Source organism: Pseudomonas sp. NGC7 (genome assembly GCF_047159675.1).
GTDB lineage: Bacteria > Pseudomonadota > Gammaproteobacteria > Pseudomonadales > Pseudomonadaceae > Aquipseudomonas > Aquipseudomonas kermanshahensis.
The window spans coordinates 6,013,060-6,029,391 of record NZ_BAAFZY010000001.1 but is presented as its reverse complement, the minus strand read 5'-3'; the positions used below and the strand labels follow the sequence as shown (position 1 = coordinate 6,029,391).

Annotated in this window: 18 protein-coding genes and 1 other RNA gene; 10 read left to right on the top strand and 9 right to left on the bottom strand. The window is 63.5% G+C overall.

Annotated elements, in window-relative coordinates:
- Positions 1-4 precede the first annotated feature (4 nt).
- Positions 5-655: a gamma-glutamylcyclotransferase gene (locus tag ACMCNM_RS26915; RefSeq protein WP_099430759.1), complete on the top strand. Its 651-nt coding sequence runs from the start codon at positions 5-7 to the stop codon at positions 653-655.
- 141 nt (positions 656-796) lie between these two features.
- On the opposite strand, the gene ACMCNM_RS26910 is transcribed toward ACMCNM_RS26915, so the two are convergent.
- Positions 797-1,774: an NADPH:quinone oxidoreductase family protein gene (locus tag ACMCNM_RS26910; RefSeq protein WP_412765734.1), complete on the bottom strand. Its 978-nt coding sequence runs from the start codon at positions 1,772-1,774 to the stop codon at positions 797-799.
- 157 nt (positions 1,775-1,931) lie between these two features.
- Between ACMCNM_RS26910 and ACMCNM_RS26905 the strand changes: the two genes are divergently transcribed.
- Both ACMCNM_RS26905 and ACMCNM_RS26900 read left to right on the top strand, forming a co-directional pair.
- Positions 1,932-2,336, top strand: a complete 405-nt coding sequence (locus ACMCNM_RS26905; protein WP_027592226.1) for a flagellar basal body-associated protein FliL — start codon at positions 1,932-1,934, stop codon at positions 2,334-2,336.
- 220 nt (positions 2,337-2,556) lie between these two features.
- Complete coding sequence (locus ACMCNM_RS26900) at positions 2,557-2,991, top strand: type II toxin-antitoxin system PemK/MazF family toxin (RefSeq protein ID WP_099455683.1); 435 nt, start codon at positions 2,557-2,559, stop codon at positions 2,989-2,991.
- Positions 2,992-3,162: 171 nt separating this feature from the next.
- Here the strand turns inward: ACMCNM_RS26900 and ACMCNM_RS26895 are convergent, their stop codons facing one another.
- The 4 genes from ACMCNM_RS26895 to ACMCNM_RS26880 all read right to left on the bottom strand — a co-directional run bounded on the left by ACMCNM_RS26895 (position 3,163) and on the right by ACMCNM_RS26880 (position 8,497).
- Complete coding sequence (locus ACMCNM_RS26895) at positions 3,163-4,275, bottom strand: ABC transporter permease (RefSeq protein ID WP_412765733.1); 1,113 nt, start codon at positions 4,273-4,275, stop codon at positions 3,163-3,165.
- A 1-nt stretch (position 4,276) separates the two neighbouring features.
- On the bottom strand, positions 4,277-6,997 hold the full coding sequence (rbbA, locus tag ACMCNM_RS26890) for a ribosome-associated ATPase/putative transporter RbbA (RefSeq protein WP_412765732.1): 2,721 nt from the start codon (positions 6,995-6,997) through the stop codon (positions 4,277-4,279).
- The gene (locus ACMCNM_RS26885; RefSeq protein WP_412765731.1) at positions 6,994-7,953 is read right to left on the bottom strand and encodes an HlyD family secretion protein; all 960 of its coding nucleotides are present in this window, start codon (positions 7,951-7,953) and stop codon (positions 6,994-6,996) included. Before ACMCNM_RS26885 ends, rbbA begins: the two co-directional genes overlap by 4 nt.
- Before the next feature lie 94 nt (positions 7,954-8,047).
- The gene (locus tag ACMCNM_RS26880) at positions 8,048-8,497 is read right to left on the bottom strand and encodes an EVE domain-containing protein (RefSeq protein WP_099430754.1); all 450 of its coding nucleotides are present in this window, start codon (positions 8,495-8,497) and stop codon (positions 8,048-8,050) included.
- A 178-nt stretch (positions 8,498-8,675) separates the two neighbouring features.
- Between ACMCNM_RS26880 and ACMCNM_RS26875 the strand changes: the two genes are divergently transcribed.
- The gene (locus ACMCNM_RS26875) at positions 8,676-8,828 is read left to right on the top strand and encodes a hypothetical protein (protein WP_172960392.1); all 153 of its coding nucleotides are present in this window, start codon (positions 8,676-8,678) and stop codon (positions 8,826-8,828) included.
- A gap of 19 nt (positions 8,829-8,847) precedes the next feature.
- On the opposite strand, the gene ACMCNM_RS26870 is transcribed toward ACMCNM_RS26875, so the two are convergent.
- The 4 genes from ACMCNM_RS26870 to ACMCNM_RS26855 form a co-directional block, all read right to left on the bottom strand.
- Complete coding sequence (locus ACMCNM_RS26870; RefSeq protein WP_027592232.1) at positions 8,848-9,456, bottom strand: 5-formyltetrahydrofolate cyclo-ligase; 609 nt, start codon at positions 9,454-9,456, stop codon at positions 8,848-8,850.
- A gap of 67 nt (positions 9,457-9,523) precedes the next feature.
- A non-coding RNA gene (gene ssrS / locus ACMCNM_RS26865) (6S RNA) lies at positions 9,524-9,703 on the bottom strand.
- 17 nt (positions 9,704-9,720) lie between these two features.
- A complete protein-coding gene (locus ACMCNM_RS26860; protein WP_027592233.1) occupies positions 9,721-10,041 on the bottom strand; it encodes a cell division protein ZapA in 321 nt (106 codons plus the stop codon).
- Positions 10,038-10,220, bottom strand: coding sequence for a TIGR02449 family protein (locus ACMCNM_RS26855; RefSeq protein ID WP_033693939.1), 183 nt, complete (start codon positions 10,218-10,220; stop codon positions 10,038-10,040). Before ACMCNM_RS26855 ends, ACMCNM_RS26860 begins: the two co-directional genes overlap by 4 nt.
- A gap of 181 nt (positions 10,221-10,401) precedes the next feature.
- On the opposite strand from ACMCNM_RS26855, the gene ACMCNM_RS26850 reads away from it, so the two are divergent.
- From ACMCNM_RS26850 to ACMCNM_RS26825, 6 genes are all read left to right on the top strand, one after another.
- Positions 10,402-10,956, top strand: coding sequence for a YecA family protein (locus tag ACMCNM_RS26850; protein WP_027592234.1), 555 nt, complete (start codon positions 10,402-10,404; stop codon positions 10,954-10,956).
- 21 nt (positions 10,957-10,977) lie between these two features.
- Complete coding sequence (gene pepP, locus ACMCNM_RS26845; RefSeq protein WP_099430752.1) at positions 10,978-12,312, top strand: Xaa-Pro aminopeptidase; 1,335 nt, start codon at positions 10,978-10,980, stop codon at positions 12,310-12,312.
- Positions 12,309-13,508, top strand: coding sequence for a 2-octaprenyl-6-methoxyphenyl hydroxylase (gene ubiH / locus ACMCNM_RS26840; protein ID WP_265968692.1), 1,200 nt, complete (start codon positions 12,309-12,311; stop codon positions 13,506-13,508). The genes pepP and ubiH overlap by 4 nt, the downstream gene beginning before the upstream one ends.
- A complete protein-coding gene (locus ACMCNM_RS26835; RefSeq protein WP_412765730.1) occupies positions 13,505-13,987 on the top strand; it encodes a DUF4442 domain-containing protein in 483 nt (160 codons plus the stop codon). The genes ubiH and ACMCNM_RS26835 overlap by 4 nt, the downstream gene beginning before the upstream one ends.
- Before the next feature lie 9 nt (positions 13,988-13,996).
- Positions 13,997-15,214 (top strand): 2-octaprenyl-3-methyl-6-methoxy-1,4-benzoquinol hydroxylase, encoded by a 1,218-nt coding sequence (locus ACMCNM_RS26830; protein WP_412765966.1) that lies wholly within the window; start codon positions 13,997-13,999, stop codon positions 15,212-15,214.
- Between the two features lie 102 nt (positions 15,215-15,316).
- A complete protein-coding gene (locus ACMCNM_RS26825; RefSeq protein WP_099430747.1) occupies positions 15,317-16,318 on the top strand; it encodes an extracellular solute-binding protein in 1,002 nt (333 codons plus the stop codon).
- Positions 16,319-16,332: the final 14 nt, after the last annotated feature.

The following is a 16,332-nucleotide window of genomic DNA, read 5'->3' as shown; positions in this document are numbered from 1 at the left end:
GCGTATGTCGGCAATTGAAAGTTTGTCCTGGACAAGTGCTTACCCTCCGGCGCTCGACTTCGGCCAGCAACTGACCCGCGAGCAATTGATCAACTCCATGCAACTGACCATGTCACGCCATGAAGGCGGGCCGGTGTGGTTGTTCGCCTATGGTTCGTTGATCTGGCGACCGGAGTGCAGTTCGGTAGAGCGGCAGCGCGCACGGGTGCACGGTTATCACCGTGGGCTGTACCTGTGGTCGCACGAGCACCGTGGCACACCGGAAACGCCCGGCCTGGTGTTTGGCCTGGACCGTGGTGGGTCATGCAGTGGTTTTGCCTATCGGCTGGATGAAAGCAACCTGGATGATTCGCTGATGGCCCTGTGGCAACGCGAGATGCCGTACCCGGCCTACCGCCCGCATTGGCTCAGCTGCCGGTTGGGTGATGGCAGCAAGGTGCAGGCCTTGGGGTTTGTGCTGGAGCGCCATTTGCCGTGCTATGCGGGGAATTTGCCCGACACACTGCTCAGCCAGATCCTAGCCAGTGCCAAGGGGCGATATGGCACCACGCGCGAGTATGTGGAACAGACGTTGAATGCGTTGCGCAGCCACCAAATGCCGGATCGCAACCTGGAGGCGCGGTTCAGGCGCTGTCATAACCTGCGGGAAGTCTGATTTATTGACTGGCAGTACCGGCCTCTTCGCGGGGCAAGCCCGCTCCCACAGGCACCCGAGCCGACTTGAGGGCAGTGGATAATCTATGGGAGCGGGCTTGCCCCGCGAAGAGGCCCGAGCAGGCAATCAAGCAGCCAGACGCTAGCTAGTCAGCACCACCAACTTACCCACAGCCTGCCGCTGCCCCAGCTTCTCAATGGCAGCCCCCGCCTCAGCCAGTGGATAAGTCTCCGACACCAGCGGCTTCAGCTTGCCTTCACCCAGCCAGGCAAACAGCTGACGGAAGTTAGCTGCATTCTGCTCCGGCTGACGCTGGGCAAACGCCCCCCAAAACACCCCCACGACCGCTGCGCCCTTGAGCAGCACCAGGTTCGCCGCCAGCTGTGGGATCGCCCCGCTGGCAAACCCCACCACCAGCAGCCGGCCATTCCAGGCCAGGCCCCTTACCGCCTGGTCGAACAGCTCGCCACCCACCGGGTCGTAGATCACGTCCACGCCCTGGCCGCCGGTCAGGCGCTTGATCTCGTCCTTGAGGCTGGCCTGGCTGTAGTCGATCAGCTCATCGGCGCCGGCAGCCTTGGCCACGGCCAGTTTTTCGGCGCTGCTGGCTGCAGCGATCACCCGGGCGCCCATGGCCTTGCCTATTTCCACGGCCGCCAGGCCCACACCCCCTGAGGCCCCCAGCACCAGCAGGGTTTCACCCGGCTGTAGGTGACCGCGCTGCTTGAGTGCATGCATCGAGGTGCCATAGGTCATGCCGAAGGCGGCGGCGGTGGTGAAGTCCATGTGCTCGGGGATCGGCATCACGTTGTAGAAGGGCACCGCCACCTGTTCGGCGAACGCACCCCACCCCGTGAGGGCCATGACCCGATCGCCCACCTTGAACGCACCGGCCTTCTCGCCGACCGCAACCACCACACCGGCCGCTTCGCCACCTGGGGAAAACGGCAGCGGTGGCTGGAACTGGTATTTACCTTCGATGATCAAGGTATCGGGGAAGTTGACGCCCGCAGCCTGCACATCCAGCAGGATCTCGTTCTTTTTCGGCACGGGGCTGGCGACGTCTTCCAGTACCAGGTCGCGCGCCGGGCCCAAGGTTTTGCACAACACAGCTTTCATCGGGGCTATTCCTTTGCGGGTAGTGGCCGATAAGTGTAGGAGGGCCACCTGCCTGGTCAACGAGCATGGCCTACCCTGATGGGCCGGCATAAGCCAGGGCTTGGGTTTGAGCGGTGTGCTGGGTAAGCTGGCGCCAATTGTATTGAGGAGCGAATTCGTGAAAGCGTGGATCTTGATGGTGCTGGCCCTGATGCTGCCAGTTGCGGCCGTGGCCGAAGAAGCCAAGGAAGGGGCGCCCAAGGTCGCCTACATCACCCTGAGCCCACCCTTTGTCGGTAACTATGCCCTCGACGGCAGCCCCAAGCTGCGTGTCTACAAGGCCGACGTAGCCCTGCGCGTGACCGGTGATGAAGCCGCCAAGGCTGTGAAACACCACGAGCCCTTGATCCGTAACCAGCTGGTGGCGTTGTTCACCCAGCAGACGGTGGACAAGATGAGCAACGTCGACGCCAAGGAGCAACTGCGCCAGGAAGCCTTGAAGCAGGTGCAGCAGGTGATGGAAGCGGAAGAGGGCAAGCCAATTGTCGAAGACCTGCTGTTCAACAACCTGATTGTGCAGTGACCTGAAACCCTTGGGGCCCATCGCCGGCAAGCCGGCGACAGCGGCTTCTATTAGGGCGCAGGCCTCCAGCAGGGCCTCGTCATTTGTGTCTGAAACGAGCTCAGACTAACCCTAGTCGTAGGACCTTTCTGTCTTCCTTGTACGTCCGCCAATTTACAGTTTCTGATGCGATGGCCGCGTTAAATTGTGCCTCGTCTTCAGTTGCTCGAGAGTATTGGCAATGCCTTTGAAGTACCAACCGAAAGAGGCGACTGTACTGATGTGCGATTTTTCAGGATTTCAAGCACCTGAAATGATCAAGGTGCGGCCCGTCGTCGTTCTTCGCAAGCACAGTCAAAATCGCCAGTTGGTGACGATAATCCCGTTGAGCACCACTGCTCCTGATCACTTGGCCAGGCATCACGTTGTCCTGCCGAGTTATTTGCCTGGCCCTGATCTGACATGCTGGGCCAAGTGCGACATGATCTACACGGTTGCAACCTCCAGGCTGGACAGATGCCGCGTCAAGTCGCGGCAGGGAGGTGGCCGGGAATATATGACTTTTACAATGCAGCCCGAGCATTTTGCCGCTGTTAGGGCCGCCGTTTGCTTCACGCTGGGCTTCACACATCCAGCAACAGTGCAGTCTGTTGTCAATAAAGCACCTGATGCGTGATAATCCATCCTGTTCCCGTAAGGGGCTTGTAAGACTCTGCGGATCCTGGTTAACCAGCAATCACAGAGCCGGGCAGGTAGATGGCGATGACAAGCCGACCTGTCTGTGAGTAGGGCGCCGGAAGGCGCCCTTTGTCTTTGTGTCGTTCTCATATTCCCCAGCGACACTCTCTCAGGACGCCAGCGTCCGCCGAAAGCGCGCCAGCGCCACGCTGAAGAACACCAGGCCGATCACGGCCAGGGCCAGGATGTCTGGCCATACCACGGCCACGCCGGCGTCGCGGAACAGGATCGCGGTGCCGAGGCTGACGAAATGCGTCGACGGCGAGCCCTGCATGACCCACTGCAGCCACTGCGGCATGCTGTCCAGCGGGGTACTGCCGCCAGACAGCAACAGCATCGGGATGATGACCGGGATCGCCAGCAGGCCGAATTGAGGTGTCGAGCGCGCCAGGGTGGCGAGGAAGATGCCCAATGCGGTACTGGCGAACAGGTACAGCGCGGTCACGGCCAGGAACAGCCCCATGGAGCCAGACAGCGGCACGCCCAGGGCGCCTTTGACCACCACGATGAGCGACACCCAGGTACACAGCACCACCACCAGCGCGTTGCTGGCGATTTTCGCCAGCATGATTTCCAAAGCGGTTAGCGGCAGCACCAGCAAGTGGTCGAGGGTGCCGTGCTCACGCTCGCGCAACAGCGCCGTGCCGGTGAGGATGATCGCCAGGATGGTGATGTTGTTGATGATCTGGATCACGGCCAGAAACCAGCCACCCTCCAGGTTGGGGTTGAACAGTGCCTTGGGGTTGATCAGCACGGGGCTCTGGGTTGTGGTGCGCTGGGCATAGTCGAGCAGCTCACGCTCGAAAATCCGGCCGATGTAGCCGGCGCCCATGAACGCCTGGCTCATGGCCGTGGCGTCGACGTTGATCTGCAGCTCGGGTGAGCGCCCGGCCAGCAGGTCGCTCTGGAAGTTCACCGGCACATTGATCACGAAGGTGTACTGGCCGCTGTCCATGGCCTGGTCCAGGCGGTCTGGGGGCAGCGGCACGGCAGGTTGAAACTCGGGCGGTTGCAGTGACTCGGTGAGCTTGCGCGAGAGCTGGCTATGGTCTTCGTCCACCACGGCAACGCTGGCGTTGTGCACGCCGATCACCGAGCCCGCCGCCGGCATGTAGATCGCCACGCTGAAGGCATACAGCAAAAACAGCAGCAGCACGCTGTCGTGGCGCAGGCTGGTCAGCTCTTTCAGGCCCAGGCGCAGGGTATGGTTCAGGCGCGACATGTCAGGCCTCCTGCTTCTTCAGCATGGCCAGGCTCAGGCCGGTGAACACGGCGAAGAAGCTCAGCAGGATCAGGCACTGCGGCCACAGCTCGCGCAGGCCCAGCGCTTTGGTGAAGGTGCCGACCGCGATGTCCAGGAAGTAACCCGCCGGGAACAGTTGGCCCATCACTGCCGCGGCGCCATCGAGCGACGAGCGTGGCACGATCAGGCCGGAGAACTGGATGGTCGGCAGGCTGGTGATGATCATGGTGCCCAGGATGGCCGCGATCTGGGTGCGGGTGAAGGCCGAGATCAACAAGCCCAGGCTGGTGGTCGCCAGCAGGTAGGCGACGCCGCCGCAGGCCAGGGCCAGCACGCTGCCCTTGAGCGGTACGGCAAACAACCAGCGGTTCATCGCCACCAGCAACGCCAGGTTGACCAGGCTTACGGCCAGGTAGGGCAGCTGCTTGCCGAGCAGAAACTCCAGGCGGGTGAGGGGCGTGGCGTAGAAGTTGGTGATGGAGCCAAGTTCTTTTTCCCGGACGATGCCCAGGGCGGTGAGCATGGCCGGGATGAACGCCAGGATCAGCGCCATGACGCCGGGCCCGATGGCATTCACGCTGACCACGTCCTGGTTGTAGCGGAAGCGTGTTTCCAGGCGCACCGGCTCCTGGCGCTGCACCGGTTGCTGGCTGGCCGCGGCAAATTGTTCGAGGTTCGCCTGGTGCACCGCTTCAACATAGTTGCGGCTGGTCTCCGCACGGAACGGCATGCCGCCGTCGAGCCAGGCAGCCACCACCGGTTGGCGACCGGCGTAAAGGTCACGGCCAAAGCCGGGTGGGATCTCCAGCGCCAGTTTGATTTCGGAACGTTGCAGGCGTTGGTGCATTTCACGGGTATCGCGAATCGGCGCCTGCTCAGCGAAATACCGTGATCCGCGAAACGCTTCGAGGTAGGCCCGGCTTTGCGGGCTTTGGTCTTGGTCATGAACGGCGAAGGCGAGGTTCTCTACATCCAGCGAGATGCCATAGCCAAAGATCACCATCATGAACACGGCGCCGAGCAGGGCGAAGGCCAGGCGCACCTTGTCGCGCAGCAGCTCCTTGCCCTCCCGGCTGGCCACCGCCAGCAGGCGGCGCAGGCTGAAACCTTGGCGCAACGGTGGTGTGGCCGCTGCCGGCTGTTCCAGCACAGTGTTTTGCGGGGCCTGGGGTACGGCCTCCTGGGCTTGCTCCAGGCAGCGCACAAAGGCGTCTTCCAGCGTTTCGCCGGCGTACTGGCGTTGCAGGGCATCAGGCGTGTCACAGGCGAGCACGCGCCCGGCGTGCATGAACGAAATGCGATCGCAGCGCTGGGCTTCGTTCATGAAGTGCGTAGAGAGGAAAATGGTCACGCCTTGCTCGCGCGACAACTCCACCAGCAGTCGCCAGAAGTCATCCCGGGCGGCAGGGTCGACGCCGGAAGTCGGCTCGTCAAGGATCAGCACTTCAGGGCGGTGCAGCACCGCGACGGCCAGTGACAGGCGCTGGCGCAGGCCGAGGGGCAGGGCGCCTGACGGCTGGTCGGCGATGTCGCGCAGGCCGAAGCGCTCGATCAGTTCGCTGATGCGCTGCGCGCTGTCGGCTTTGGGGAGGTCGAACAGGCGCGCATGCAGCGTGAGGTTCTGACGGGTGCTGAGCTCACCATACAGCGAGAAACTCTGCGACATGAAACCAACCCGCTTGCGCGTGGCCAGGTCGCTGGCGTCCACCGGGCGGCCCAGCAGGCTAGCACTGCCCTCGCTGGCGGGAACCAGGCCCGTAAGCACTTTCATGGTGCTGGTCTTGCCGCAGCCGTTGGAGCCGAGAAAACCAAAAATTTCCCCACGGCCAATGGCGAAGCTGACCTTGTTGACCGCGGTGAAGTCACCAAAGCGCAGGGTCAGGTCATGCGCTTCGATGGCGATCAGGCCGTCATTTGCCGAGCGTGGCGGGATAGCCAACGGCGCATGTTGCGTACTGCCTGCCCCCTGGAAATGGGTGAAGGCATCGTCCAGTTTGCCGCTGGGCGTGACGCCCGCCAATGTGTGGCTGGGGCCCGCGGCAATCAGCCGGCCGCCATCGAGCATCAGGCAATGCTCGAACTGCTCGGCTTCCTCCATATAGGCAGTGGCCACCAGCAGCGTCAATTGCGGGCGTTGTTCGCGTACCTGCTCGACCAGTTCCCAGAAGCGTCGCCGCGACAGGGGGTCGACCCCGGTCGTGGGTTCGTCGAGGATCAGCAGGTCAGGTTCGTGGATCAGCGCGCAGCACAGGCCCAGTTTCTGCTTCATGCCGCCCGACAGCTTGCCGGCCGGGCGCTCGGCGAAGCGATGCAGGTCGGTGGCCTGCAGCAGGTTGGCCATACGCTGTTCGCATTCTTGCCGGCCCAGGCCAAACAGCGTGGCGAAAAAACGAATGTTCTCGCTGATCGACAGCTCGGGGTACAGGTTGTTGCCCAGCCCTTGGGGCATGAACGCGACCTTGGGGTACAGCGCAGCGCGGTGGCGTCGTTGGCGGATCGAGCCGCCCAGCACCTGCAACTCGCCCTGCTGCAGGCGTTTTACGCCGGCGATCAGCCCGAGCAGGGTCGATTTGCCGGCCCCATCAGGCCCGATCAGTGCACAGCGGGTGCCGCTGGGCAGGCTGAAACCCAGCGTCTGCAAGGCGATCAGGTCACCATAACGGTGGCTGATGCCCTCGGCCAGCAGTGCCGGCGCGTTCATTGCAGGTTGGCCGGCCAGTCCACGTCAGCCGTGCGCACATAGCCAGCGCCCGGCATGCCCGGCTTGGCTTGCGGCACGGCGCTTGGGTCGCTCAGGCGCAGTTTTACGCGAAACACCAGTTTCTGCCGCTCATCGCGGGTTTCGACCTGTTTCGGGGTGAACTGCGCCTTGGCGGCGACAAACGCTACCTTCGCCGGCAACGCCTGATCGGGCAGCGCATCGAGGACGATGCGTGCCTGATCGCCAACGGTCAGCCGGCCGCTGGTGGAGGCTGGGAGGTAGAGGTTCATGTACTGGTCGCTCGGGTCGATCAGCATCAACACGCGACCGCCAGCGCCCAAGACCTCACCCGGCTCGGCCAGGCGCAGCTGGATGATGCCGTCGATGGGCGCGCGCAGGCTGCTCTCGTCGATCTCGCTGGTCAGCTGGGCGACTTGGGCCTGGGCGGCGCCGATGGCGGCCTTGACGGCTGCCAGCTGGGCGCGCGCCGCAACCACCGCCGCGTTCGCGGTGTCGAAGCGGGCCTGCTGCTGGTCGAGCAGTTGTTGGCTGGCATAGTTGCGCTTGAAAATCTCGCGCACGCGCTTGAGTTCCTGGCCGGCGAGCAGCAGCTCACTCTGGCGCAGTTGCACGCTGGCCTGGGCCGCCGCGTAGTTTTCCTGGGCGCGCAGCACTTCGGCCTCGGCCTGGTTGCGCTGGGCTTCCATTGTGCGGGTGTCGATACGGGCCAGCAGTTGGCCACGGATCACCTTGTCGCCTTCGTCGACCCGCACTTCGGCCAAACGCCCGGGGACCTTGGTGGCAATTTGCACTTCGGTCGCCTCGAGACGGCCGTTGCCCATGCTCAGGCCTTCCGGCAGCTGGTCATGCAGCGACTTCCAGTAACCCAGCCCTGCCGCGGTCGCCAGAAGGGCGATCAATGCAGTGGCGAAGACCCTGGGGGCATATCGATTCATCAGTCAGCATCCTGCTCAATGCACGCCCCTATCGTGGCGTGCGGCTATCCATGGCGTGTTGATATCGGTCAAACCCCTTGATCCTAGCCCACCTTCACTTCAGCGCGACAATGGCCGCCCATTGTTCAGGGGTAACCGGCATCACCGACAGGCGGCTGCCTTTTTGCACCAGCGGCAATTCGGCAAGTGCAGCCTGTTGTTTGAGCCTGCCAAGGTCGAGCACCTTGGGCAGGGTTTTCACATGGGCCACGTCCACCGCACTCCACGGGTTCTTCTCGGCGGTGGCCTTGGGGTCGTAGTAGTGGCTTTCTGGGTCCAGTGCGGTCGGGTCCGGGTAGGCCGCCGCAGTGATGCGGGCGATGCCAGCAATGCCCGGTTGCGGGCAGCTGGAGTGGTAGAAGAAGAACTCGTCGCCCACGCTCATGGCCCGCAAAAAGTTGCGCGCCTGGTAGTTACGCACGCCGTCCCAGCGCGCTTCGCCCAGCCGGCCAAGGGCTTCGATCGAGAGCTCGTCGGGCTCGGATTTCATCAGCCAATAGGCCATGCATGCTGCTCCTGAAAAGGTTTGAAATAACCTGTTGCACGAAACCGACAGCCGGTTGGCGCCAATGTTTGCGTGTGGGCGCAGGTTGTCGGAAAATGCGCCCCGTTTAAAGCGAGATGCTCTGGCGATACTCAGAAAATCGCCAAGCCGAAACAGTTTGCCTGGGGGGCAATCTTCGATGAATCAACGCAAAAAGCCGGATCTGCTGTGGATCCTGGTGTTCATTTTTGGCCTGGGTGTGGTCACCACTGGTTATGCGCAAGGGTTCCTGGAACGTAAGCTGGACACCGCCTATCAAATGCCGGTCGACGCCAGCCAGCCGCAACGTTGATGCCCTCCGCTGGCGCCGCTCAGTTCGGCGCCAGGTACCAGTCGCGGTCCGAGACCGTGCCTTGCAATGGTACATCCCAACTGGCCTGTGCCAGCCGCTCGACCTTCTGGCATTCATGCGCCAGCCCCAATAGCAAAGGTTTCTTCCAGGTCTTGCGGCGCGCCTGGTAGGCCAGGCTGCGGTCATAGAAACCACCGCCCATGCCCAAGCGGCCACCCACTTCATCGAAACCCACCAGCGGCAGCAGGATCAGGTCCAGAGCCCAGATCGGGCGTTGGCGTTTGCGGTCGGTCAGTGGCTCTGGAATACGGAAGCGGTTGCGCTTGAGTTTTTCACCCTGTTCGAAACGCTGAAACACCATGCGTGTGCGCGGCCAGGCGTGCAGCACCGGCAGGTAAGTACGTTTGCCGCGTCGCTGGGCTTCGCGCAATAGCAGGTAGGGGTCGATTTCACCGTCGTTGGGCAGGTACAGGGCAATGTGCCGGGCGCGGCGGAACAGCGGGTCTTGCGCCAGCTGGCGGTATAGGCCAAGGGCGGCTTGGCGCTGCTGGGCAGGCGTCAGTGCGCGGCGGGCATTGCGGAGCAGGCGACGAAGCTGGGGGCGGGTGAGCGGCGCGGTGTCGGTCATGGCACAGGCGTTCCCAGTTGTCGCGACTGGTAGGGGTATGCCCGCAGCAAGGGCGGACAAAAAAATAAGGCTCCCCGATAAGACCGCTATCGGTGTAGCCCTTGAACCCGAAAGTTCAAGGTGGAGATTGCAGGGGGCGTTAAGGCTTTCCGTCGAGCGGACATGCACACCGGCCCCAGCGTGCAACCCCCGTGGTTGTGCGTATCGGCTCAGGGACATAACCGACTGGCGCATCCCCCAGGGAGTGGCGCCAGTATACCAATCTCAGCCGATTTTGGTATCCGTGTCGTCGGACAAAGCCTTATCGACCCGATCCAGCAGGTCGCGCACCTGTTCGCGGTTGGTGCCAGCGACCGGGGCAGCGCTACGGTCTTCCTGGCGGTGCAGCATCTCGTGGGTAATGTTCAACGCAGCCATGACCGCGATGCGGTCGGCGCCGATCACCTTGCCGCTGCTGCGGATCTCGCGCATCTTGCCGTCCAGGTAGCGCGCGGCGCTGACCAGGTTGTTGCGCTCTTCCGGCGGGCAGATGATCGAGTATTCCTTGTCGAGGATCTGCACGGTGACGCTATTGCTTGAACTCATGAGTCTTGCTCCAGAGCCTTGAGGCGTAAAATCATCGACTCGACCTTGCGCCTTGCGATCTCGTTCTTTTCGATGAGGTGGGCGCGCTCTTCGCGCCAGGATTTTTCCTGAGCTACTAGGAGTGCATTTTGCCGTTTTAGTTGCTCGACACGTTCGATCAGCAACTCGAATCGGCTCATCAGCGCTTGCAGGTCGTTCTCTTGCGTGGGTTGCACTCGAATCGCTCCGTCGTTGAGTCACCTGGCGATGATGCCTCTCCCCGGGCCGCGACGGCCAGTGCCGATGGTCTTGGCGCGCCTGCCGGTGCTAGGATACAAGGTCTCCATTCTAGTCATTGCGCCGTCTGGCGCCTAGTTGCCCATGCCCAATACCCAATCGCCCTACATTGCCTTCGCCATGCTGCTTACCAGCAACGGCCACCCTGTCACTCCTGCCGAGCTGCACGGCTTGCTGGTCGGGCGCAGCTGCGCCGGTGCCGGCTTCGATGCCGACGCCTGGCTGGCCGACGCCGCCCAACTGCTGGAAAACGAACCCGGTGACACCGTCCGCAACGCCCTGATCGGCTTGCAAGAGATGGTCAAGGGCGAGCTCACCAGCGATGACATGGCCATCGTCCTGCTGCTGCCGACCGATGATGCCGCGCTGGCTGACCGTGCTGAGGCGCTGGGCCAGTGGTGCCAAGGCTTCATCACGGGCTTTGGCCTGAACGCCGGTGGCAAGGACCTGTCCACCGAAGCCAAAGACGTGCTGCAGGACCTGGTGGCAATCTCCCAGGTACAAGAAGCCCTCGAAGAGTCCGAAGACGGCGAGAGCGACTACATGGAAGTCATGGAATACCTGCGCGTCGCGCCGCTGCTGCTGTTCTCCGAACTGGCCAAGCCGGCCGCACCTGCGTCCAAGCCATCGTTGCACTGATCAACCGGGGGTAGTCTGCCCATGAGCCACATTCCCAAGGCCGAGTATGCCCGTCGGCGCAAGGCGCTGATGGCGCAGATGGTCCCCAACAGCATCGCCATCCTGCCCGCCGCCGCCGTTGCCATTCGCAACCGCGACGTCGAGCACGTGTACCGCCAGGACAGCGATTTCCAGTACCTCAGCGGCTTTCCCGAGCCCGAGGCGGTGATTGCGCTGATCCCGGGCCGTGAACATGGCGAGTACGTGCTGTTCTGCCGCGAGCGCAACCCTGAGCGCGAGCAGTGGGAAGGGCTGCGCGCCGGCCAGGAAGGTGCGGTGCGTGATTTTGGCGCCGACGATGCCTTCCCGATCACCGACATCGACGAGATCCTGCCGGGCCTGATCGAGGGCCGGGAGCGGGTGTACAGCGCCATGGGCAGCAACCCGGAATTCGATCGCCGGCTGATGGACTGGATCAACGTGATCCGCTCCAAGGCGCGCCTGGGTGCCCAGCCGCCGAACGAGTTCGTTGCGCTGGATCATCTGCTGCACGACATGCGCCTGTATAAATCGGCGGCAGAAGTGAAGGTGATGCGCGCTGCCGCAGACATTTCCGCCCGTGCCCACGTGCGTGCCATGCAGGCCTGCCGTGCCGGGCTGCATGAGTACAGCCTGGAAGCCGAGCTGGATTACGAGTTCCGTAAAGGCGGCGCGAAAATGCCGGCCTATGGCTCGATCGTCGCGGCCGGGCGCAATGGCTGCATCCTGCACTATCAGCAGAATGACGCCCCGCTCAAGGACGGCGACCTGGTGTTGATCGATGCGGGCTGCGAAATCGACTGCTATGCCAGCGACATCACCCGTACGTTCCCGGTCAGCGGGCGTTTTTCGCCCGAGCAGAAGGCCATCTACGAGCTGGTGCTGAAGGCCCAGGCGGCAGCCTTCGCCGAAATCGCCCCCGGCAAGCACTGGAACCACGCCCACGAGGCGACCGTGCAGGTCATCACCGAGGGCCTGGTGGAGCTGGGGCTGCTCAAGGGCGATGTGCAGGGGCTGATCGAAAGCGAAGCCTACCGCGCGTTCTACATGCACCGCGCCGGGCACTGGCTGGGCATGGATGTGCACGATGTGGGCGAATACAAAGTGGGCGGCCAGTGGCGCGTGCTGGAGCCCGGCATGGCGCTGACCGTCGAACCGGGCATCTACATCGCCGCCGACAACCAGGCGGTGGCCAAGAAGTGGCGCGGCATCGGCGTAAGGATCGAGGACGACGTGGTAGTGACCAGGCAGGGCTGTGAAATTCTGACGTCGGGTGTACCCCGCACAGTCGCCGAGATTGAGGCGCTGATGCAGGCTGCGCGCAAGGACGCGGCATGAACCGGGTCCACTTGGCGATCATCGGTGGCGGCCTGGTCGGCGCGAGCCTGGCGTTGGCCCTGCAGGCCGGGGCCAAGGCGCGAGGCTGGAAGATCCTGCTGATCGAGCCGTTCGCACCCGGCCATAGCTTCCAGCCCAGCTACGATGCACGCTCGTCGGCGTTGTCGTATGGCACGCAACAGATCTACCAGCAGTTGGGGTTGTGGCAGGCCATCAGCCAGCGCGCCGAGCCTATCCTGCAGATTCAGGTATCGGACCGTGGCCGGTTCGGTGCCACGCGCCTCGATGCGCACGAAGAAGGCGTGCCAGCGCTGGGTTTCGTGGTGGAAAACGCCTGGCTCGGGCAGTGCCTGTGGCAGGGGTTGGACCCTGAGGTGGTGAGCTGGCGTTGCCCCGCCGAAGTGAGGGCGATGCACGCCATCGAAGGCGGTTATCGCCTGCAGCTGGATGATGACACCAGCCTGGAATGCGACTTGGCAGTGCTGGCCGATGGCGGCCGCTCTGGCCTGCGTGAGCAGCTGGGTATTCATGTGCGCCGCACGCCCTATGAGCAAAGCGCCCTGATCGCCAACATCACGCCTGGCGAAGCCCACCGCGGCCAGGCGTTCGAGCGGTTCACCGAAACCGGCCCGATGGCCCTGCTGCCACTGCCGGAAAACCGCTGCGCGCTGGTCTGGACCCGTCAGGGCATGGACGCTCAGCGCTTGGCCGAAATTGATGAACGCAGCTTCCTGCGCGAACTGCAGGACGCCTTCGGCTATCGTCTTGGGGCCTTACGCCAAGTGGGTGCAAGGCATCTCTACCCGCTGGCACTGGTCGAGGCTGAAGAACAGGTACGTCCGCACCTGGTGGTGCTGGGCAACGCTGCGCACAGCCTGCACCCCATTGCCGGCCAGGGCTTCAACCTGTCGCTGCGTGACGTCCAGGTGCTTGCACACGCTCTGCTGGCGGGCCCGCAGCACCCCGGTGACCTGGGCACCTTGCGGGCCTACCACCAGCGTCAGCGCCTGGACCAGGCGCTGACCATCGGCTTCTCCGACCAGGTCACCCGCCTGTTCGGCAGCAACCAGCCGTTGCTGGCTGCCGGGCGCAACATTGGCCTGCTCGGGCTCGACCTGCTGCCGCCGGCAAAAAGCTGGTTTGCCCGCCAGGCCATGGGCCTGGGTACGCGCCCCGATCCGCGGGGCCAGGCATGAGCAATCCGCGCAGACTGGCGCGCAGGGCCCGCATGTTGCGCTGGTTACTGAACTTTTACCCGCCGTACCTGGGCGCCGGTATCCGCGTGCAGCACATCAGCCCGGACATGCGCAGCGTCAAGGTCCGCATGAAGCTTACCCGCTGGAACCGCAACTACGTCGGTACCCAGTTCGGCGGCAGCCTCTACTCGATGGTCGACCCGTTCTACATGCTGCTGCTGATCGAGCAGTTGGGGCGCGAGTACATCGTCTGGGACAAGGCGGCGAGCATCGATTTCATCTCGCCGGGCAAAGGCCCCGTGTACGCCGAGTTCCACCTCGATGACGCCCTGCTCGACGACATTCGCCAGCAGACCGCCACCGGCAAGAAGTGCCTGCCGCGGCTGCAGGTGGACATCCGCGACGGCGCCGGCGAACTGGTAGCGCGGGTCGATAAAACCCTATACGTGCGGCTCAAGCCGCAAGCGAGGCAGGCGTAAGGCATGGAAATGCGCGCAGATCTGTTGATTGTCGGTGCCGGTATGGTCGGCAGCGCCCTGGCCCTGGCATTGCGCCACAGTGGCTTGGACATTCTCCTGCTCGACGGCAGCCCGCTGTCGGTAAAACCCTTCGATACCGAAGCGCCGTTCGAGCCGCGCGTCAGTGCCCTGTCGGCGGCCAGCCAGCGCATTCTGGAGCGCCTAGGCGCCTGGGATGGCATCGCCCGGCGACGGGCCACGCCGTATACCGACATGCACGTCTGGGATGGCAGCGGTACGGGCCAGATCCACTTCTCGGCGGCCAGCGTGCATGCCCAGGTGCTCGGCCACATCGTCGAAAACCGGGTGGTGCAGGATGGCTTGCTGGAGCGTCTGCATGACAGCGACATCGGCCTGTTGCCCAACGCGCGGCTCGAGCAACTGCGCCGTTCCGGTGACGAGTGGCTGCTGACCCTGGCCGACGGCCGCCAACTGCGGGCGCCGTTGGTGGTGGCGGCGGATGGCGCCAACTCGGCGGTACGCCGCCTGACCGGCTGCGAAACCCGTGAGTGGGATTACCTGCACCACGCCATCGTCACCAGCGTACGTTGCAGCGCGGGGCACCAGGCCACGGCCTGGCAACGCTTTACCGACGAGGGCCCGCTGGCGTTTCTGCCGCTGACACGTGAGGGCCAGCAGGACTGGTGCTCGATCGTCTGGTCGACCACGCCAGAGCATGCCGAGCAACTGATGGCGCTGGACGAGCCGGCCTTCCTCAAGGCCCTGGAGCGGGCCTTCGAGGGGCGCCTGGGCGAGGCGCTACAGGCCGACCCACGCGTGTGCGTGCCGCTGCGTCAGCGCCATGCCAAGCGCTATGTGGCTGAGGGCCTGGCGCTGATCGGCGATGCCGCGCACACCATTCACCCGTTGGCCGGGCAGGGCGTCAACCTGGGGTTCCTTGATGCCGCCGTGCTGGCCGAGGTGCTGGTGAATGCCAGCGAGCGCGGCGAACGGCTGGCAGATGTAAAGGTGCTGAGCCGCTATGAGCGCCGGCGCATGCCGCACAACTTGGGGCTGATGGCCGCCATGGAAGGGTTCGAGCGGCTGTTCCAGGCCAATCCGCTGCCGTTGCGCTGGTTGCGTAACAGTGGCTTGAAGCTGGTGGAGCAGATGCCAGAGGCCAAGGCATTGTTCGTGCGCCAAGCGTTGGGCTTGAGCGGAGACCTGCCAGAATTGGCCAAGCCCTGACGTTAGCACGGCCTGCAACATCCGGTAACGGCTCCGAGGGTGAGGGACAAAATGGGATTCACTACCATTTGCGCCTCTCATACGATCCGAGGAGTGCATTTCATGTTGCCACGCAAGCCCCTACTGGCCGCCCTGGCCCTGACGTTGTTCGGCGGCACTGCCCAGGCAGCGGAAGAAGTGGTGGTGTACTCCTCGCGCATCGACGAGCTGATCAAGCCGGTGTTCGACGCCTACACCGCCAAGACCGGGGTCAAGGTCAAGTTCATCACCGACAAGGAAGCCCCGTTGATGCAACGCATCAAGGCCGAGGGCGAGAACGGTGTGGCCGACCTGCTGCTGACTGTCGATGCCGGCAACCTCTGGCAGGCCGAGCAGATGGGCATCCTGCAACCGATCAAATCGGACATCATCGACCAGAACATCCCGCCGCAATACCGGGCCTCGTCCCATGACTGGACCGGCCTGAGCCTGCGCGCGCGCACCATCATCTACTCCACCGACCGGGTCAAACCGGAGCAGCTGAGCACCTACGAAGCCTTGGCCGACAAGCAGTGGGAAGGGCGTCTGTGCCTGCGCACTGCGAAGAAGGTCTACAACCAGTCGCTGACCGCCACCTTGATCGAGAACCACGGCGAGGCGAAAACCGAAACCATCGTCAAAGGTTGGGTGAATAACCTGTCCACCGACGTGTTCTCCGATGACAACGCCGTGATCCAGGCCATCGAAGCTGGCCAGTGCGACGTGGGCGTGGTCAACACTTACTACTACGGGCGCCTGCACAAACAAAACCCCACGTTGCCGGTCAAGATCTTCTGGCCCAACCAAGGTGACCGCGGTGTGCACGTCAACCTGTCGGGTATCGGCCTGACCAAGCATGCCCCGCACCCTGAGGCTGCGAAAAAGCTGGTGGAATGGATGACCGGCGAGGACGCGCAGAAGCTGTTCGCCGACATCAACCAGGAGTTCCCGGCCAACCCGAAGGTCAAGCCATCGGACGAGGTAGCGGCCTGGGGCAGCTTCAAGGCTGACAGCATTCCGGTCGAAATCGCTGGCAAGCGCCAGGCCGAAGCGATTCGCTTGATGGATCGGGCTGGCTGGAACTAAGTTATCCTTCCGGG